Consider the following 18,956-nt stretch of genomic DNA (forward strand, 5'->3'; position numbering starts at 1 on the left):
CAGAAACCCGAAGACGAAAAACTGGAAGGCGGTCCCCTGTCGGGGATCACAGTTCTTGACTTCTCGCGCGTACTGGCGGGGCCGTATTGCACCATGGTGCTGGCCGACCTGGGCGCGCGGGTGATCAAGGTTGAGAAATTCGGGACAGGCGACGACACCCGCGCCTTTCCCCCCTTTATCGACGCCGAAAGCGCCTATTTCATGAGCTTCAACCGAGGCAAGGAGAGCATCGTTCTGGATGTGAAATCGCCCCGCGACCGTGAATTGCTGGAGCGCCTGCTGGATACGTCAGATGTTCTGGTCGAAAACTTCCGGCCCGGCGTGATGGACCGACTTGGGTATGGCGCGGAGCGGCTGGCAAAGACGCATCCTCATCTGATCTATGCCTCAATCTCGGGCTTTGGCCATTCCGGCCCGATGACCGATCTGCCCGGCTATGACATGGTCGTGCAGGCCATGGGCGGCGTCATGAGCTTGACCGGCTGGCCCGGCGAACGCCCGGCGCGCGTCGGCACCAGCTTTGGCGATCTGGGCGCGGCCTTGTTCGGCGTGATCGGCATCCTGTCGGCGCTGTATAAACGCACCAAGAACGCACAGGGTGAGCGGGTTGATATCGGCATGCTGGACTGTCAGGCCGCGCTGATGGAAACCGCTCTGGCGCGGTATGACGTCGAAGGCGTCGTGCCGACCCGCACCGGGGATTGCCACCCCTCGCTGGCCCCGTTCGAGACGTTTCAGGCCAAGGATGAACGCTTTGTCATCGCCGCAGGGAACGACCAGCTGTTCCTGCTGATGGCCGATGCACTGAACGCGCCCGATCTGGCGATGGACCCGGATTTTGCGTCCAACGATCTGCGGGTGCGCAACCGTCCCAAGATGGTTGAGGCGATTGAGGCCGTTACCACAAAAATGCCGATGGAACACTGGCTGGACGCGCTGAACGAGGCCGGTGTGCCCTGTGGCCCGGTCAACACCATCGACAAGCTGCTGGACCATCCGCAACTGCTGTCGCGCAACATGATCGTGCAGGTCGAGGGCAAAGGCAAAAAGCCGTTCCGCACCGCCGGCAACCCGATCAAGCTGTCGGCCTACAAGGATATGGACCCCGACCAGGCGCAGGTCGCTCCGGGGCTGAACCAGCACCGTGAGGCCATTCTGGCCGAGAAGATGGCGGATTTCGAATCCTACGATCAGAATCGCTCGGCCAAGGTCAAGCACACCGATGAAGCGCCCGCCGAGGGCACCAACTGGACCGATTTTGGTCTCAAGAACTGAATCAGATTCCGGGAGAAAACTCATGACGACCAACAAGACCAAGGCCAAAGCCGCCGACACCGCCAAGAAAGCCGCACCCGAAGCCAAATCCGAGCGCATCGCGCTGGAGGAGATCATTGTCGAGCGTCGCGAAAGTGTTGGCCTGATCACGCTGAACCGGCCCAAAAGCCTGAACGCGCTGAACCTGCAACTGGCCGCCGAGGTGATGCAGACCCTCAAGGAATTCGACGCCGATGACCGCATCGGCGCAGTGGTCATCACCGGCAGCCCCCGCGCCTTTGCTGCGGGTGCCGATATCGAGGAAATGGCCGAAAAGCACCTGGTGGACCTGCTGGCAAAAGACATCTTTGCCGACTGGGATCAGATGCGGTTCATCAAGAAACCGGTGATTGCGGCGGTCAGCGGCTTTGCCCTGGGTGGCGGGTTCGAACTGGCGCTGATGTGCGATTTCATCATCGCCAGCGAAGACGCGCAATTTGGTCTGCCCGAGATCAAACTGGGCATTCTGCCGGGTATCGGGGGCTCTCAGCGCCTGACCAAATCGATCGGCAAAGCCTTTGCCATGGACCTGATCCTGACCGGGCGGACCATTGGCGCAGCCGAAGCCAAGGAATCGGGCATCGTCGCCCGCGTGGTGCCTACCGAAGATCTGCTGCAAACTGCACTGGAGGCGGCACATCAGATTGCAGGTTTGAACGCCCCTGCCGTGGCAATGGCCAAAGAAGCGGTGAACAACGCATTGGAGACCGGGCTGACCCCGGGCGTGCTGCATGAACGCCGCCTGTTCCAGGCCGCGTTCGCGACCGATGGCCAGAAAGAAGGCATGGCGGCGTTTATCGCCAAGCGGGCACCCGTATTCCGCAACCGCTGAAGAATGGCGGAACAAGCCATGTCACTGGTCAATGTTGAAAAGCAAGGGCGTTCAGGCATCATCAGCCTGAACCGCCCCGAGGCGATGAACGCCCTGAATCTTGAGATGATCCGCCAGATAGACGCGGCCCTGGACCAGTTTCAGGACGATCCGGCCGTGTTCTGCGTGGTTCTGACATCCTCTAGCGACCGGGCATTTTGTGCCGGGGGCGATATGCGTCGGGTGCGCGAGCTGGTTCTGGCCGACAAGCTGGACGAGGCCGAGCAGTTCTTTCGTGAGGAATATGCGCTGATCGAACGGATCGCCGGGTTTCCCAAACCCTATATCTCGGTGATTGACGGGATTTGTATGGGCGGCGGTATGGGTTTGTCTGTGCATGGTGCCTATCGCATCGCGACCGAACGTGCGCTATTTGCCATGCCGGAAACTGCGATCGGGTTCATTCCCGATGTGGGCGGCAGCTATTTTCTGTCGCGGATGCCACATCATTGCGGGGTCTGGATGGGCCTAACCGGGGCCTCGGTGCGCGGGTTCGATGCACATGGTCTTGGGATTTCGACCCATATGACTGTGACCGAATCCTTGCCTGCGCTTATGAAGGCGCTGTGTCATACGGATCTTCCGATAGATGACATACTCGATGATCTCTGTGCGGCGCTTGGGTATCAGCCTAACATTCTGATGCTGTCGGATACGACGGTCTGTTTCGCGCAACCGACGCTGTGCACGATTACCGAAAGCCTGCAACAGCACCGCAGCAAACGCAAAGAGGCCGCTCTGAAGGCGCTGCGCAATGCGTCTCCGCGCAGCTTGTTGGAATCTCTGACCCTGTTGCGCAGAGGCAAAGAGCTGACTTTGTCCGAATGCCTGGAACAGGAATTCGAAGCCATGCGCGTTGCCATCCGCCATCCCGATCTGCCCGAAGGCGTCCGCGCGGTGCTGGTCGACAAGGATCACAGCCCGAACTGGCATTCACGGAGTAACTGAAAGAACAGGTACTGCCCCTCTGACGACAAGAAGGAACGAGATGACCCAAGGCTCAGAAGATTTCGACTATGTGATCGTGGGGGGCGGCTCGGCGGGGTGTGTTCTGGCCAATCGCCTTTCGGAAAACCCACGCAACAAGGTGCTGCTTCTGGAAGCCGGAGGCAAAGACAATTACATCTGGATTCACATTCCCGTCGGCTATCTGTATTGCATGGGCAATCCCCGGACCGATTGGGGTTTTCAGACCGCCAGGCAGGACGGGTTGAATGGGCGCGCACTGAACTATCCGCGCGGGCGGGTTCTGGGGGGCTGTTCGTCGATCAACGGCATGATCTATATGCGTGGTCAGGCGCAGGATTATGACACTTGGCGGCAGATGGGCAATCCGGGTTGGGGCTGGGACGATGTCCTGCCCTATTTCAAAAAGTCCGAGGATTACTATTCCGGGCCGGACGCCATGCACGGCACCGGCGGCGAATGGCGAGTCGAGGAACAGCGCCTGACTTGGGAGATTCTGGATGCCTACCGCGATGCGGCGGAACAAGCCGGGATCGCCAAGGTAGAGGATTTCAATCGCGGTGACAACGAAGGTTCGGCCTATTTCCGGGTGAACCAAAAGGGCGGCTGGCGTTGGAACACGTCCAAAGGGTTTCTGCGACCCGCGCTCAAGCGTGGCAACCTGCGTGTCGTGACGCAGGCTCAGGCCCGGCGGGTGCTGTTCGATGGAAAACGCGCCGTGGGCGTCGAAGCCGAGGTCAATGGGCATGTGACGCAGTTCAAAGCAAAAGCCGAGGTGATACTGTCCGCTGGTGCAGTCGGGTCTCCGCAGTTGCTGGAACTATCGGGCATCGGCAAACCCGAACATCTGCGCGGGCATGGGATTGACGTGGTGCACCGCAATGACTGGGTCGGGGAAAACCTGCAAGATCACCTGCAGCTGCGCGTCGCGTTCCGGGTCGCGGGTGTCAAAACCCTGAACCAACGGGCCGGGTCGCTGCTGGGCCGGATGGGGATCGGGCTGGAATATATGCTGAAACGATCGGGGCCGATGTCCATGGCCCCCAGCCAACTGGGAATCTTTGCCAAATCCGGCCCCGAGGTCGAAACCGCCGATCTGGAATTTCACGTCCAGCCCCTGTCGCTTGAGAAATTCGGCGATCCGCTGCACCCATTCCCCGCCTTCACCGCCAGTGTCGTGCCGCTGCGGCCCAGCAGTCGGGGTTCGATCCATATCACCTCTGGCGATCCTAAGGCGCATCCTTCCATCGACCCCAATTATCTGAGTACGGAGATGGACAAGCAAGTGGCTGTCCGTGCTATCCGGCTTGCGCGTGAAATTGCCGGGCAGGACGTCATGCGCAAATACAATCCGGCTGAAATCAAGCCCGGCGCAGCCTATCAATCCGATGAGGATCTGGCGAAGGTGGCGGGTGATATCGGCACCACGATCTTCCATCCTGTTGGCACATGCCGCATGGGCGAGGACGACAGCGCCGTGGTGGATTCGCAGCTGCGGGTCAACGGAGTTCAGGGGTTGCGAGTCGTTGACGCCTCGATCATGCCGACGATCACGTCGGGCAACACCAACTCGCCGACCATCATGATTGCCGAGAAGGCCGCCAGCTATATCCTGCAGACCTGAGCCTTAACTGTCCGGGGTGCGGGACAGGATCGTGCCGCCATCTCCGCAAGCAAAATAGTGGCCTCGCGCGTCCGCCGCGACCGCACGCAATCCGGCGGTTGTTCCTGTGGCGTCCAGATGCCAGCGCCGACCGTCGAATAGGGCGGCTGCTCCAGCGGCACCCACGGCCATTGCATTCCGATCAGTTCCTGTAACTGCCAGCAAGTCGTTGCGTGCCCGCACCGGCGTGATGGTCCAGCGAGTGCCGTCGAAATGCCCGATCGTGCCGGACAGACCAACGACGAAGATATCGCTGAGCGAGCGGCCCCAGACGTCGAACAGGAAATGCTCGGTTCCGGCGCTGAACTCATCCCAGCGCTTGCCGTTCCAACGCATGACCTGACCGAAATCGCCTACGGCCAGCAGGTGTTCTGCGTCTACGCCCCAAAGACCATAAAGAGCGCTTTTGGTACCGGACGGCATACGCTGCCAATCCGCTCCGTTCCAATGCAGCACCAGACCTTCATCGCCGGCGGCGAAAATCTGGCCTGCACCGTCCGACCACAGTGATAGAAGGGTGACATCCATGTGCAGGTCGAAATGCTTGCGCCATTGGGAACCGTCGAAATGATGAACCTCGCCCAACTGCCCAGCAGCCAGCAGCCCACCATCAGGCGCGCGGGTCAGGTCGTGGATGCCAAGGTCGCCGACGGGGGGCAGGGCCTCCCACTTGCCGCGATCCTTCACCAATACGTTGCCTTCCTCGCCACAGGCATATAGCTGGTCACGGGTTGGGTCGTACCAAATTCCCCATAACTGCCGATCCGTACCGCTGGGTATTTCGGCCCAGGCTGAAGGCTCGGCCCCGGCTTGAACAGCTGGGGCAAAACAGGTCAGCGCCTGATCGTCGCCGACAAGCACGGTGCCGAAATCGCCCACGGCCATCGCCTCGCCTGAGGGGAGCGGCACCAGCCCCAGCAGATCATGCCCTGTGCCACTTTGAACCCGGTCAATTTGGGTGTCGCGGATCAAGTGAATATGTCCGCTATCGCCCACGGCAAGCGTACCCCGACCCGAGCGCCCGAGTGCACGAAAGCGGCTGAATTCGTGGTCGGTGAATAGCTTTTCAAAGGTCGCGCCATCCCATCGGACCAGATCACCACGAAAGCCGTTTGCATCCACAAAATAGCGACCGCCACACAGCAACGCGCCGCCATCCTCCAGCGCCAGTGCTCCTGTGAAATTCGAGGCGACGGGGCAATCAAGGGATGTCCAGGATTCGTCGGCTTCACGCAGCAACACGGTGCCATCTCCGCCCGCCGCCAACAGCCGCCCGTCATTCAAGCGGATGATGCTGCGCAGATGTGCGCGGGTGCCAGAGTCTTCGGCCATCCAATCTGTCCCGTCGAAATGCAGGATTGTCCCCTGGTCCCCCACGGCCCAAGCCTGACCGGAGTCTGACCCGCAAATGTCAAACAGTGGTGTGTTTTCGGGGGTCGAGGGGTACTTTCCATCCGCATCTACGACACATCCCCGGATCTTGTGCCACTGCGTGCCATCAAAACGCAGGATCAGCCCCATCCAACCCACGGCCCAAAGCGCAGACCGATCACGGCCCCACAGCGCATGAAGTGGTACCGGTGCAGGGCTGGGCATCCGGGCCCACTCCACGCCGTCGAAATGGGCTATGACACCGTCATCGCCGACAACAAACAGCCCATCCGCGTCGGCCCAACCATCCCAAAACACAATTCCCGGTCCGGTCGGCAAGCCTTCGACGGAATACCATCCCTTTGTCTCGCTGGGGCGGGATCCGAACTTGCCGCGCAGCAGGCCCCGGCGGGAAATCACGTCGGCTGATCCATCCATTTATCCGTTCCCCTTCTGCGCCCCGGCTTGTTTCAAACGCACGGCTTCGGCATCCATCAATTCGGCCAGTTCAGTGCTTATTCCGTGCTCGGCCAGTGCGTTTTGCATGTCCTGGCCCTGCAAGTTTTCGGCAAAGACACCGGGCAGCGATGCCGCGACCGAGCGGTGAAAGTCGCGCTGCCCAAGCGCCGCCACAGCCCGGATCGCTGGTGCAAAAGATTGCGCCACCACGCTGTCAGGCTGGTCAGCCACAATCGGCGCGCCGCTGTCCGATCCCATGGCCAGTTCGGGTGACAGAGGGATTTCGGCCAGTTTGTCGATCCCCAGCGTGCCCAAAGCCTTCGTGACGCCCGCATCGGGGAACAAGTGGAATTCTTCCCGGCAATGGGGGCATTGCACACCGGCCATGTTCACCACCGCGCCCACCATCGGCAGCCCGCGTTCCTTGCAGAACCGCCCGGCCTTGAGGCTATCCATCTGCGCCACCGCCTGCGGCGAAGTCACCAAAACGGCCGAGGTATTGCTGCCTTCGAGCATATCGCACAGGGTAATCAACTCATTCCCTGTTCCCGGTGGCATGTCGACGATCAGAAAATCCAGTGCGCCCCAGTCGAAGCTGCCGATCAGGTGGTGAATAAAGTCATGCTTATAGGCATCGCGCCAGACAATCGGGGTTGTGTCATCCTCAAGCATGAAAGCAAGCGAGCCGATCCGCACCGGATGCGCGATCCCGTCACCTTGATAATCGTGCGTCTCCAACCCGGATTGCGCGGTGCGGATTTTAGCCCCGGCAAAGCCAAAGAACCGGCTTTGATTGGGGCCGTGGATATCCGCATCTGCGACGCCCACGCGGAACCCGTCGCGGGCCAGCCCGGCGGCAAGGTTGGCGCTGACAGTGCTTTTGCCTACGCCGCCTTTGTTGGCCAGCACCACGATGATCTGGTCGATCTGTTGCAGGCGGTTTTCGATCAGGACCTTGTTGTGGTGGGGCTTGTCCAGCGTACACTCGGCCTCGCGCGGGCAGAACTGGCAGGCGTGGCCCAGTCCGCAATCGGTTTTGACCACGCTTGCCTTTTCTTCTGGGGTCAGGAAATCCACGGCTTACTCCGACGTCATATCAAGCAGAATCCAACCGTCCGACACACGTTTCAGCCCGTCGCGTTCCTTTTCCGCACCCTGCCAGACGGCAAAGGCCATTGGCACCGTGTCGCGGGTGAGAGACGTGTTATGCGCGCCCTCGGATTCAATCGGGCGCGACATGACAACCGTCCATTCGTTCGGGTCGCCATCGTTGTTGAAATACTGGCTGTCGCCGCTGACGGGCTGTTCGTCCAGCATCGTGGTGCTGCCCGGCCCTCCGGCGGCAAGGTTCTGGACGGTGTCGCCACCGGGCTGCCAGTACCAGATGTTCACCGCACTGTCGGGTCCATCGCCCATGACATAGGAGGTATCATCGCTGCCAAGCGCAAACTGCACCGCCGCGCCGTCGCGAAATTTGTCAAAGGCGGTGGCAACATTCGGGGTGTCATCAACCCAGCGCAGGCGCACATAGAACCGCTCGGACGTGCGGGCCAGCGTCATGTATAGAAAGCTGGGCTCGGCATCATAGTTCACCCGCAACTCGACCGATTCATGCACCGCCGGGGCGGGCAACATCGACACGCGGTATTCGGGCAGCCGGTCCCAAATGATGTCATCGGGGTCATTCACGCGGCGCAGGTAAATCCCGTCGGGAATGGTCGAGACTTTGACGCTGTCATACGCCTCAAGCAGTTTCACATTGGCATCCGCCAGCGTTTCCGAGTTCGCGATCTGCGGCGTGGACAGCAGTGCAAGGGCGGTCAGGTATGGGATCGTTTTGTGCATCTGTGATCTCCTTATCCCCATAGGTTCTGGGCGGGCGTCGCGGTCTGTGAGGTGTCGGCGCGGGGTGCATCGGGGTCGCGGAACGGGCCGACGCGGGCTTCGAGTTCATGAATCTGCGCCTCGGCCCAGCTGTGCAGATCCTGGGCCAGTTGCATCAAGGTAGGGTCCAGTAGCTGCACCGTATGATGGCGCAGCAGCCCGGCCACCGCATCCAGCGTTGGTCCAAGATAGCGGCACAGAAAATCTCGCTGCGCGCGCCGATAGCCCGAGGCATCCTTGCCATCGCGCAGCGCGCGCGCCTCAAGATGACAAAGCACCGACATCAGTTCGAACATGCTGGCCATGTGGTCGGGTTCGTCGTTGCGCCCCTCGTCCGAAGTTGCCGCTTGCAGCCCGAAATGACGGTAGAACGCTGCGATGTTCAGCATGAAAACAGGGCGCGTCAGCCCGGCAAGGATATGTTCGTGATCCCCGGCCAAAAGGGCGGCTGTGGGCTTGCCGCCAAGCCCGTGCAAAAAGGCACGGATATATCCTGCCTCAAAGCTGTCATAGTCGGATGAGGGCGGCATTTTGGGCCACCCCGCGCCGGTGACATCCGTCCAGGCCGCGCTGAACGCCGCCTGAAACTCGCCCGATGCGATGGCCTCATACAAATCCCGTGAAGGGTGCCCAAAGGCCAGCGCCGCCAGACGCCAGATGGTTTCCTTGGCTTGCGCCCGTGCGGGGCTGTCACCTTTGGGCGGGGGAGAGGAGAGAGAGACCGACATCAGCTGAGCTTGAACATTTCGGCGTGGCGATAGCCGATCAGGGTATCCATCAGCTCACTTTCACCACCGTCGGCCTTTTTGGCGCGTTCGGCAGTGATCGTCTCAAGCGCGGCGCTGACGCCGTCGCCGAACAGGCTTTCCAGATACTCCAACGGCACGCGGGATTCAGTGGTCGTATCGCCGTTTTCATCCAGTTTGGGTGGTGATAGTGGCGGCACATAGAATACGTTTGGTTTTGTTCCCATCTCGGGGTGCAGTGGAAGCGCCACCTTGTATTTGTCGACAAGCGTATGGATCGGACCGTCCTCGTCATCGCGGTAGCCGATCCAACGGATGCGACCGACACATTGCTTGGCGCAAGCCGTGGGCAGGCCCTTTTCGATGCGCGGATAGCAGAAGATGCATTTCTCGGATTTCGAGATTTCTTCGTTGAAATACACCTTCTTGTAGGGGCAGGCCGAGACGCAATAGCGGTAGCCGCGGCAGCGTTCCTGATCGATCAGAACGATCCCGTCCTCCTGCCGTTTATAGATCGCATTGCGGGAACACGCTGCCAAGCAGGCGGGGTTGTCACAATGATTACAAAGCCTTGGCAGGTAGAAGTAGTAGGTGTTGGGGTATTCGCCCTCACCCTCATCCTCGTCCCAGTTGGCGCCCCAGGTGGGTTTGACGTTCGGACGCAGCCAGGGGTCGGTGCCGGTCATCAGCGCCTCTTCGTAGTTGTAGTCCCACGGGACCCCATAATCCTCGGCGCTGGGTTCGGTGCCCAACCGCAGGGCACCGTCGGCGTCGAAGCCACCGCCCATATCGGCATAGTTCTTGGGATAGCCGGTACCGGGCATCGTCTCGACATTGTTCCAGTACATGTATTCGCGGCCATTGCGGTTGGTCCATTGCAGCTTGCAGGCCGATGTGCAGGTGTGGCAGCCGATGCATTTGTTCAGGTCCAGCACCATGGACAGTTGACGTTTCACAGCCATGTCTTAATCCTCCCTCTTGCGCGGCGCTTATGCCGGTTCCACGTCAATGCCGCTTTCATGGGCAAGCTGGTTCGCGTTCCATTTGAACAGCTTGAACCCCAGATGCCCCCAGCCCCCCGCCAGTTCGAGCGGCTGGATCAGCGTGGCCATGGTGTTGTTCATGGGTTTCATCTGCTGGTACTGATGCGGTTCCCAACCATGCTCCATCATGATCGTCTTGTCGGGCAGGCTGGGATAGAACTTGGCCTGAGCAAAAAACTCACCCGCGCTGTTGAAGATGCGCACGTTCGATCCGTCGGTGATGCCCTTTTCGGCGGCCAGTTTGGGGTTGATGTAGATGTTCGGCTCACCCCGCTGCAGTCGCATCATGAACTTGTTCGACCGCCAGTTGGAATGGATGCCCCAGCGGGTGTGTGGCGAATAGAAGGACAGCGGGAAGTTCGACGCTTCGGCCCCCGCGTGGTGCCGCGCAGTCGGGACGGTCGCGCCCATCTTCTCGAACGTCGGGTGGTCGCAATAGAAGGTCACGCGTCCCGTCAGCGTCTCATAGGGTTTCTTGTCGACGGTCTGGGCGACGAACGGGTTATAGGGCTCATCCGGCGGGATGGGCTGGTTGTTACCACCTTCGGCATTCATCACGATAAAACCTTGCTCGGCGGCCTCTTCCAGCGACACGCCACCCATTTCGGGGCTGTTATCAACCAGCCATTTGGTGGCGTCATAATCCGTCAGCAGGGTCTGGTTCATGGTGTAGTCATCGTAGATCGTGTGCAGATCGCGGGTGACATCGCCATCCTGATAACCCTCGGTGATTCCTCGTGCGATGGCGCGTTCCTGAATCTTCTGGGACAGCAGGGCCATAATCTCCCAGTCAGGCTTGGCCTCGCCGATCGGATCGACGGGGCGCGAGAAGACGTTGATAAACCGATGGAACCCGACCGACCGCAAATCCCACGCTTCATAGTGGCTTGCGGCGGGCAGCAGATAGTCGGCCCATTGCGCGGTGCTATCCATGCGGACGTTGATATCGACGAACAGTTCCTCGACCTCGTGCAGAATACGGTCGCGGTATTTATCGGCAAATTTGTTGCGGCGGAACTTGTTGTCCGCGATCGAGATCAGCCCTTTGACGTCGCCGCTATAGGGCATCCAGCCTTCCGAGATGCTTTCGTCGATCATCTCTTCCATCTCGTCGACGTTAAAGCCCACACGCTCTTTCAGCTTTTCGGCGTCGAAATATTCGCGCGCATGTTCGATCATGTGGCCGCGCTGAAATTCACCCAGCCCGCCGGGTTCCAGCCGGGGGAATTTCTCGAACCCATAAAGCGCAAGGCTGAGCCAGGGCACGTGTTTCCAATCGATCCATGAGGTGTCCATGCCGCCGGTCTTGCCACCATGCCCGGTCAGCGCCAGCACCAGTGCCTGTGACCATCCGGTGTAGATGCCGTTCGAATAACGCCCGACATTGAAGCCCAGCATCAGGATCGCCTTTTTCGCAGCAGCAATGGCGCGGGCCTCGCCACGCACGGTTTCTGCAGCAATCCCGGTGGTTTCGACCATGGCCTCGGGCGTGTATTTCGCGGCCTCGGCCCGGACGTTTTCAAAAACGGTCGTGACTTCGATCCCTTCGACCGTAAAGGTGCCCTCCAGCGCCGGGTCGATACCCTCAAGCGCGATGGTCTTTTCCTCGGACCCCATCGAGCCTTTCAGCATCACCGCAGCGTTGCTGTTGAGATCCCAGTGATAGAAATTCTGATCCGAGCCGCCATCGACCAGATCCGCCTCGCGCAGCAGTTTGCCGTTATCCGTGCGCACCAGCACCGGCAGGTCGGTTTGCTCCTTGACGAAATCGGCCTTGTAGAGACCTTCTTCGAGGATGACGTTGACCATCGACATGGCCAAAAACGGATCAGCCCCCTGTTTGATCGGCATCCACAGATCGGCGTGGATCGACGAGGGGTTATAGTCCGGTGCCACCGACACGACGCGCGCGCCGTTGTATTTGGCCTCCCACAGGTAATGCGCGTCGGGGATGCGGGTGGCGTTCGGGTTGAACAGCGACATCATGATATAGTCGGCATCGAACCACGCATCCGAGGTAAAGCTTTCCAGCGGGTTGCCATAGGCCAGATGCGCACCGGTGTTCAGGTCGCCGACGTCGGTGAAAATGTCCAACTGCACCCCGCCGACCAGCGAGGCGAACCGGTATGGCGCCGCAAACCGGACCATCGACAGGTTCCCCGACCCGGTATGTGTCATCAGTTGACCCGGCCCGTGGTTTTCGAAAATGTCGATGATCTTGTCGGCGATTTCTTCGGTGATCTCGTCCCATTCCATGCGCTGCCATTTGCCCTCGCCGCGCTCGCCGACGCGCTTCATCGGGTACCGCAGGCGGTCGCCTTCGTACATGGCGGCGGAATGGATCGAGCCCTTCTGGCATCCGCGCGGGTTGGCGTCGGGCACGTTGGGATTGATCTGTGGGTACTTGGCCAGCTGTTCCTCGCGGATGACAATGCCGTCCTTGACATAGACGTCGAACGCACAATTGCCGACGCAGTTGATGCAATGCGCCGCCTTGCCGATCTTGTCCCAGGTGAATTCTCGGCGATACAGGTCTTCCCAGTCGCGATAGGGGTATTCCTCGGCCAGAGTGTCCTCGATCGGTTCCAGCCGGTTCAGGGACCATGCCTGATTTGCAGCCAGCACTCCGGCCCCCGCAAGTGATGATGTCTGCAAAAACTCACGACGCTTCATGCGCAGCATAGTCTTCCTCCCTATGGCTGGTCGCCCATTTCAATGGGTCGCGTGGCTGAATTCACGATAGCGAATGGCAGGCGCGCAAAGGCAGCGAAGTTGTTATGAGATGTTAACGAGTTGTTAACATCGCTCCTGGGGGGGTTCCCGGAGGCCGATAATAGTGCTGTTATTGATGCCAAGACCTGCGTAAAGGGCGGGCCAACATACTGACCGCAAATGCCAACCGACACAGATCAAGCCACGTCGTCCAGTTTCGGGCGAAACAGCCAGATCACAGCGCTGACGGATTACCTGACCCAGCGCCTTGAGCCGTTGGTGGATCAATCCATCGAGATTGCAAAATCCAACGGATACGCTCCCTTCACCACCACGATCCGGGCCGCCTGGGTCGAGGCTATCGTCAGCGTGACGGATTCTCTGTCGGATTACCTCACAAGCTCGACAGACTCTCCTGCTGGTCCGATGGCGACGCTTGATTACGCGCGCGATCCGCGATTTTCACGTATGCGTATTATTGCGCGTCAGCATCGCGCATTGGGCATTACGCTTCAGATGTATGTCGGTTTGTTCAAGCATTTTCGCAACCTTTACCTGTCAGAATTGAGGAATTTGCCCGGCGGCATGTCCGACAATGAAACCTCTCGCGTGAGGGATTTCTTTGACGAGGTCGAGTTAAGCATCAGCGCGGATTGGAACGACAAAAGTGACAATCAGCGCCTGCGCGAGCTGCAGGAAAGGTCGCGCGCAATCACTTTGGACAAGGACCGGTATTTCGCGATCTTTGAAAGCCTGCAAAACGCGGCCTTCCTTTTGGATAGGGATGGCAGGCTTGTGAACGCCAATCAGGCCTCAGCCGAGCTGTTCGTTGGCCGTGACGCGCAGGCAGGAGACGTCATTTATCTGCGTTCGATGCGCAGCCGTAAGAAAAACCTGCAATCCGTCATAGATCAGATCATGGCCAATACCCAAACGTCAGATGGCCCGATCTGGATGGATACTCTGGACGGGCCAAGGTGCTTTGACATTCGCACCCGAACTTTGCACGACGCGGTCGAGAATACCGCAATCGGCCATGTTGTTCTGCTCAACGATGTCACCGAACTGCAACGCAAGGCGGAAAAGGCGCGTCAATCCGAGCAGGGTATGTCGCGATTTCTGGCAACGATGAGCCATGAAATCCGAACACCGCTGCATGGTGTCCTTGGTGCCGCCGAGTTGTTGCGCACCGCAGATCAGTCCAGTGGCGCGACTTATCTGGACATAATCGAGGGAGCAGGCAAGTCGCTGCTGCAAACGCTTACCAATGTTCTGGATTATTCAAAATTCGAGAATGAACCTCCGGTACCAAGGCCATCAGAGACGGATTTACACGAAGAAATCCGCGCGTTTGGGGACATCGCCACGATCGGGCGGAATGTGACGCAATCGCCGCTGAATATCGAGGTCGATGGCAATGTCCCCAAAACCGTTTGTTTAGATTGGGGCATCACGCAACAGGTCCTCAGCAATCTTGTCTCAAACGCTCAAAAGGCAGATGACGGTCGCGGCGTCGATGTGTCGGTCCTCCACCATCGGGACGAAACCGGGCAGGACCTGTTGCGTTTTGACGTCACGGATCACGGGCCGGGCATACCCCGCGCCGCCGCGGCTGCGCTAGAAAGTCCGTTTCGCAAAACCATCGCGCGCGACACCGGAAACGGAGGGTCGGGGCTGGGTCTGGCGATCTCGCATTATCTGGTTGAGGCGATGGAAGGCAGGATCAGCTACGAGAACCTTACGAACGGAGCCCGCGTTTCATTCGAAGTGCCGCTTATGCAAGCGGGGCGTCACAAGCCAGATGATCGAGAGGACGCAAGGGAGATTGGCGCCGCACACCCTGAGGCGCAGTTTTGCCTTTTGATAGATGACGATCCGATCGGTGCACTGGTGACCGCCCGGCAACTGGAACGCATCGGCCTTGTGGTCACTCAAGCCGCAACTGCGCGCGAGGCAATGCAGTTGGCAGCGCTGACCGATTTTGATGTATTTGTTGTCGACTATCTCTTGCCGGACGGCGACGGGCCCACATTGGTCAAGTCGTTGAAAAGTCAGTCGGGTCAACCAGCCCGGTTCTTGGCGCTGACGGCAAATATTGAAGCGCTGGCCGGAAAACAACAGGATTTTGATGAGGTTCTGGCCAAACCTGCAGGGCAGGTCACATTGGCCTCGGCAATCTTTGGGTCTCGGTCCCGCGCTTACGCGGCCTTGTCTGCCGGTCAAGGAGATTTCGACGGGTTGCAGGGCCTTGCACCGGAAACGGTCGCGGCAATGATTGAGACATTCGATGCCAGCTGGTCCAATTTTCGGCAGACGCTCACCTTGACCGGGGCGGGCACTCCCCGGCACGCTCTGGCGTTGTCTGCGCATCGTCTTGCCGGAAGCTGCGCGGTATTGGGTTTGACTGACCTGGAAATCGGGTTGCGCAAGCTCGAAGCGGCCTGCGATGCGGATGCGGTCGACTGCCTGACCCCCTTCATTCCGGCCGTGGACAAGGATCTGGCCGACTTACCGTCGTGGCTGCGGCTTAAGGCTGCTTGGGGGGTGAAATGAGTATGACCTCAACAACGCGGCAGCCATCGGATATCAGAACCCACAAGGTATTGTGCATCGAAGATGACCCCATCGTTCAGTTGATGCTGCGTGACATCGTGGGAAACTCAGGCGCCGAATGCCATGTCGTCGCCTCGGCCAGCGAAGCCGAACGAGAGTTGGCGTCGTCCCGGTTTGACTTGGTACTGCTGGATCGAAAACTGCCAGACAGCGATGGGCTGTTGCTTTTGCAATCCGTCAAGAATAGCAGCGATTGCCCAGTCATGATCCTGAGCGCCATGAACGACACCCGGGACAAACTTTTGGGTCTTGGCCTGGGGGCAGAAGAATACATCACCAAGCCGTTCAATCCGCTGGAACTGAGCAGCCGCATCAGACAGCTACTGAATACCCGGCCCCGCACTGCCGCCGATCAGAATCCGGAACGGTTTGAAGCGGCAGGTATGTCTTTTGACCCGCGCAGCCGCCGTCTTGAAGCCAAGGGATGTTCTTCGATTCTGGCACCCGCCGAAGCCCGGCTGCTGCACGTCCTGTTACTGCACACGGGCGAGGTTCAAACTCGGGATGAGCTGTCGCAATTTGCCTGCGCTCGGGAATGGGCCCCGGGTGATCGGACGATTGACGTATTGATCAATCGCTTGCGGCGACGCCTGAAAACGATGCCCGCCGAAATCGTCACCGTTCATCGCACGGGCTATATGCTGAATGTCCAGTTTTCGGGGTGAAATGCTGAATTTCGGAACCTCGATCTTGCGAAGGTTGCGCTTGCAAGCGGACGTTTCGGCGATTGATGAACGGGCGCGAATGAAAGAGTTTTAGGATCGCCGCCCGGCGGATATAAGCCGACGTCTTAGGTCATCTACTTTTGAACCACCAAGATCCCAGATTTGATCGCGCAAAGCATTTTAAATATTCTTGGTGTTTTTCTGGCAGATATTTGCGGCAAGAGTCACACTAGGAATATGACGGTTGCTGCCGGGGCGATGGTTGAAAAGTAGCCCGTAGGACAAAGGTCATAGCGTGTTGCCACGCGCCGCCAAACCTTGAGCCTGCCAAACGTGATCTCGATCCGATTTCGCCGCTTTTATCTGGGCTTGTCACACTTGATTGTCGACTCACGCTTCTTTTTGGCGGCGACATTGGCGTGCATCCCTATTGTCTTTCTCTGTTTCTCGAAATCAGCCGACGTCATAGCCACGATCGCCAAGCATCCAAACCAAGCCCAAGCGGTGCGCAACCCAAGCCCAAAGATTTGCCCGGTGGATTCCAACAGTCTGAGCACGCGTCCTTGATCATCACAGATGACATGCAGCTCGGTAATAATACCACCTTTGGTTCCGACAATTCGGCGGCCAAGCCCCGCTATTTCGCAGTCATACTGGTCGCAGTGTGGCGGGCAATGAAAGCGGTTGCGTCTATTGCAGCGCTACCTTGTTCGCCGTGATCGACGGCTAGACCGACCCTCATCCCCGCCAACCCGATCCATGCCTTCGCTGATCTTAATGTTCAGCGTCACGATACGTTTGTTGCGGGTCAGCTTCGCGTTGGTCGGGCTGGCCAAGATCGATCACCTTGACCCTGCCAAGCGGCAGGTCGGCGGACACTGGCAGGTGCCATTTGCACTATCCTTGCCAAAAATGTTGGGCACTCGGCCATATATGATGTGAAGACGCCCGGGTCCTCCCAAGAACCCGGGTCTCTGATCCTGGTATCGTTCAGGCCTACATACCGGCCTGAATCCAACGCGCCGCTTTTTCTGCGATCATCAGAGTCGGAGCGTTGGTGTTTCCGCTGGTGATCTCGGGCATGATCGAGGCATCGACCACGCGCAATCCCTTGATCCCCTTGACCTTGAGTTGAGGGTCAACCACTGCCGTCGGATCATCCGCGCTGCCCATCTTGGCCGTGCCGACGGGGTGGAAGATCGTGTTGGCGATATCGCCCGCCAGCTTGGCCAGTTCCTCATCGGACTGGTACTGCGTGCCCGGCTTCCATTCCTGCGGATTATAGCGTTTCATGGCCGGTTTCGCCATGATTTCACGCACTTGACGCAGGCTGTCGGCGGCGACCTTGCGGTCATCCTCGGTGTCCAGATAGTTCGGCGCGATCATCGGCGCGTCGTTATATTTGCCCGACCGGATGCGCACATGGCCACGGCTGGTGGGGTTCAAGTTGCAGACACTAACCGTAATCGCCGGGAAATCATGCAGGTCTTCGCCAAAGGCCTCAAGGCTCAGCGGCTGGACGTGATATTCCAGATTGGCGTGGGTGCGGCTGGGGTCCGACCGGGTGAAGGCACCCAGCTGGCTGGGCGACATGCTCATTGGGCCCGAGCGCTGCAGCGCATATTGCAGGCCGATCTTGGCCTTGCCCACCAGGCTGTTGGCCAGCGTGTTCAGGGTCTTGGCCCCGTCCACTTTGAACACGGCGCGGATCTGCAGGTGATCCTGCAGGTTCTCACCCACGGCGGGCGCGTCCAGCACCACGTCGATGCCCTGCGATTTCAGGAATGCGCCATCCCCGATGCCCGACAGCTGCAGAATCTGCGGCGAGTTGATGGCCCCGGCGGACAGAATGACCTCGGCCTGCGCCTTGACAGTTACGGGCTGACCCGCTCGGCGAACAACCGCGCCGGAACAGCGGGTTGCGCCGTCATCGGTGGTGTCAAAGGTCAGACGTTCGACCTGCGCTTCCGTCCAAATGGTCAGGTTCTGACGGTCTTTCGCAGGACGCAGGAACCCCTTGGAGGTGTTCCAGCGCCAGCCCGATTTCTGGTTGACGTCAAAGTAACCGACCCCGGCATTGTCGCCCGAGTTGAAATCGTCGGTCGATTCAATGCCCGCCTCGTTTGCGGCCTTGGCAAAGGAATCCAGCACGTCCCATTGCAGGCGCTGCTTTTCGACACGCCACTCGCCACCATGGCCATGCAGGTCGGAAAAGCGGCTGTTGTCGCCGGTCGCCGGGTCCGCCCCGCCATCCAACTTGTAGTGGTTCTCATGCGCCTTGAAGTCAGGCAGAGAGTTCTCCCAGCTCCAGCCCTCTTCGCCGCTCAGCTTTGCCCAATTGTCGAAATCGCGCGCCTGGCCGCGCATATAGATCATGCCGTTGATCGACGAGCAGCCCCCTAGCGTCTTGCCGCGCGGATAGCGCAGCGTGCGGCCGTTCAAGCCCTTGTCGGGCTCGGTCTGGTACAGCCAGTCGGTGCGCGGGTTGCCGATGCAATACAGATACCCGACAGGGATGTGGATCCACGGGTAATTGTCTTTCTTACCAGCTTCCAGCAGCAACACGCGTTTCGACGGATCCTTGCTGAGACGATTGGCCAGCAGGCAGCCGGCGGTGCCGGCCCCTACGACGACATAGTCAAAGGTTTC

The 18,956-nt window shown here is 59.4% G+C and carries 13 protein-coding genes; 6 read left to right on the top strand and 7 right to left on the bottom strand.

The annotated features are described in order from the left end of the window. Window positions 1-45: 45 nt before the first annotated feature. The 4 genes from ACR0CR_RS20190 (at window position 46) to ACR0CR_RS20205 (ending at window position 4,775) form a co-directional block, all read left to right on the top strand. Entirely contained in the window at window positions 46-1,275 is a 1,230-nt protein-coding gene (locus ACR0CR_RS20190; protein ID WP_480602689.1) for a CaiB/BaiF CoA transferase family protein, read from the top strand. Window positions 1,276-1,372: 97 nt separating this feature from the next. Continuing rightward, entirely contained in the window at window positions 1,373-2,146 is a 774-nt protein-coding gene (locus ACR0CR_RS20195; protein ID WP_480602691.1) for an enoyl-CoA hydratase-related protein, read from the top strand. Window positions 2,147-2,164: 18 nt separating this feature from the next. Then, a complete protein-coding gene (locus ACR0CR_RS20200) occupies window positions 2,165-3,133 on the top strand; it encodes an enoyl-CoA hydratase/isomerase family protein (RefSeq protein ID WP_480602667.1) in 969 nt (322 codons plus the stop codon). 40 nt (window positions 3,134-3,173) lie between these two features. Continuing rightward, complete coding sequence (locus ACR0CR_RS20205) at window positions 3,174-4,775, top strand: GMC family oxidoreductase (RefSeq protein ID WP_480602669.1); 1,602 nt, start codon at window positions 3,174-3,176, stop codon at window positions 4,773-4,775. Between the two features lie 3 nt (window positions 4,776-4,778). Here the strand turns inward: ACR0CR_RS20205 and ACR0CR_RS20210 are convergent, their stop codons facing one another. Genes ACR0CR_RS20210 through ACR0CR_RS20235 form a run of 6 tightly spaced genes read right to left on the bottom strand, consistent with a single transcriptional unit; the run spans window position 4,779 to window position 12,999 of the window. After that, window positions 4,779-6,623 carry a WD40/YVTN/BNR-like repeat-containing protein gene (locus ACR0CR_RS20210; protein ID WP_480602672.1) on the bottom strand — a complete coding sequence of 615 codons (1,845 nt, stop codon included), beginning with the start codon at window positions 6,621-6,623 and terminating at the stop codon, window positions 4,779-4,781. Beyond that, window positions 6,624-7,721, bottom strand: coding sequence for a P-loop NTPase (locus ACR0CR_RS20215; RefSeq protein WP_480602674.1), 1,098 nt, complete (start codon window positions 7,719-7,721; stop codon window positions 6,624-6,626). A 3-nt stretch (window positions 7,722-7,724) separates the two neighbouring features. Continuing rightward, window positions 7,725-8,489 (bottom strand): ethylbenzene dehydrogenase-related protein, encoded by a 765-nt coding sequence (locus tag ACR0CR_RS20220; protein ID WP_480602676.1) that lies wholly within the window; start codon window positions 8,487-8,489, stop codon window positions 7,725-7,727. A gap of 11 nt (window positions 8,490-8,500) precedes the next feature. After that, entirely contained in the window at window positions 8,501-9,256 is a 756-nt protein-coding gene (locus ACR0CR_RS20225; protein WP_480602678.1) for a molecular chaperone TorD family protein, read from the bottom strand. Next, complete coding sequence (gene clrB, locus ACR0CR_RS20230) at window positions 9,256-10,236, bottom strand: chlorate reductase subunit beta (protein ID WP_480602680.1); 981 nt, start codon at window positions 10,234-10,236, stop codon at window positions 9,256-9,258. The genes ACR0CR_RS20225 and clrB overlap by 1 nt, the downstream gene beginning before the upstream one ends. Before the next feature lie 27 nt (window positions 10,237-10,263). Further along, window positions 10,264-12,999: a molybdopterin-dependent oxidoreductase gene (locus ACR0CR_RS20235; RefSeq protein ID WP_480602682.1), complete on the bottom strand. Its 2,736-nt coding sequence runs from the start codon at window positions 12,997-12,999 to the stop codon at window positions 10,264-10,266. A 210-nt stretch (window positions 13,000-13,209) separates the two neighbouring features. On the opposite strand from ACR0CR_RS20235, the gene ACR0CR_RS20240 reads away from it, so the two are divergent. Together ACR0CR_RS20240 and ACR0CR_RS20245 are read left to right on the top strand one after the other, a co-directional pair. Next, on the top strand, window positions 13,210-15,582 hold the full coding sequence (locus ACR0CR_RS20240) for an ATP-binding protein (protein ID WP_480602684.1): 2,373 nt from the start codon (window positions 13,210-13,212) through the stop codon (window positions 15,580-15,582). Next, window positions 15,579-16,307 (top strand): response regulator transcription factor, encoded by a 729-nt coding sequence (locus tag ACR0CR_RS20245; protein WP_480602685.1) that lies wholly within the window; start codon window positions 15,579-15,581, stop codon window positions 16,305-16,307. Before ACR0CR_RS20240 ends, ACR0CR_RS20245 begins: the two co-directional genes overlap by 4 nt. A 996-nt stretch (window positions 16,308-17,303) precedes the next feature. On the opposite strand, the gene ACR0CR_RS20250 is transcribed toward ACR0CR_RS20245, so the two are convergent. Next, on the bottom strand, window positions 17,304-18,956 hold a 1,653-nt coding region (locus tag ACR0CR_RS20250; RefSeq protein WP_480602687.1), incomplete at its 5' end, for a GMC family oxidoreductase.

The organism is Ruegeria sp. AM2, assembly GCF_056540685.1.

Coding starts and splice junctions, on each gene's coding strand:
- ACR0CR_RS20225 (WP_480602678.1), bottom strand. CDS start 9,256: ATGTCGGTCTCTCTCTCCTCTCCCCCGCCCAAAGGTGACAGCCCCGCA.
- ACR0CR_RS20245 (WP_480602685.1), top strand. CDS start 15,579: ATGAGTATGACCTCAACAACGCGGCAGCCATCGGATATCAGAACCCAC.
- ACR0CR_RS20205 (WP_480602669.1), top strand. CDS start 3,174: ATGACCCAAGGCTCAGAAGATTTCGACTATGTGATCGTGGGGGGCGGC.
- ACR0CR_RS20235 (WP_480602682.1), bottom strand. CDS start 12,999: ATGCTGCGCATGAAGCGTCGTGAGTTTTTGCAGACATCATCACTTGCG.
- ACR0CR_RS20200 (WP_480602667.1), top strand. CDS start 2,165: ATGTCACTGGTCAATGTTGAAAAGCAAGGGCGTTCAGGCATCATCAGC.
- clrB (WP_480602680.1), bottom strand. CDS start 10,236: ATGGCTGTGAAACGTCAACTGTCCATGGTGCTGGACCTGAACAAATGC.
- ACR0CR_RS20240 (WP_480602684.1), top strand. CDS start 13,210: ATGCCAACCGACACAGATCAAGCCACGTCGTCCAGTTTCGGGCGAAAC.
- ACR0CR_RS20220 (WP_480602676.1), bottom strand. CDS start 8,489: ATGCACAAAACGATCCCATACCTGACCGCCCTTGCACTGCTGTCCACG.
- ACR0CR_RS20210 (WP_480602672.1), bottom strand. CDS start 6,623: ATGGATGGATCAGCCGACGTGATTTCCCGCCGGGGCCTGCTGCGCGGC.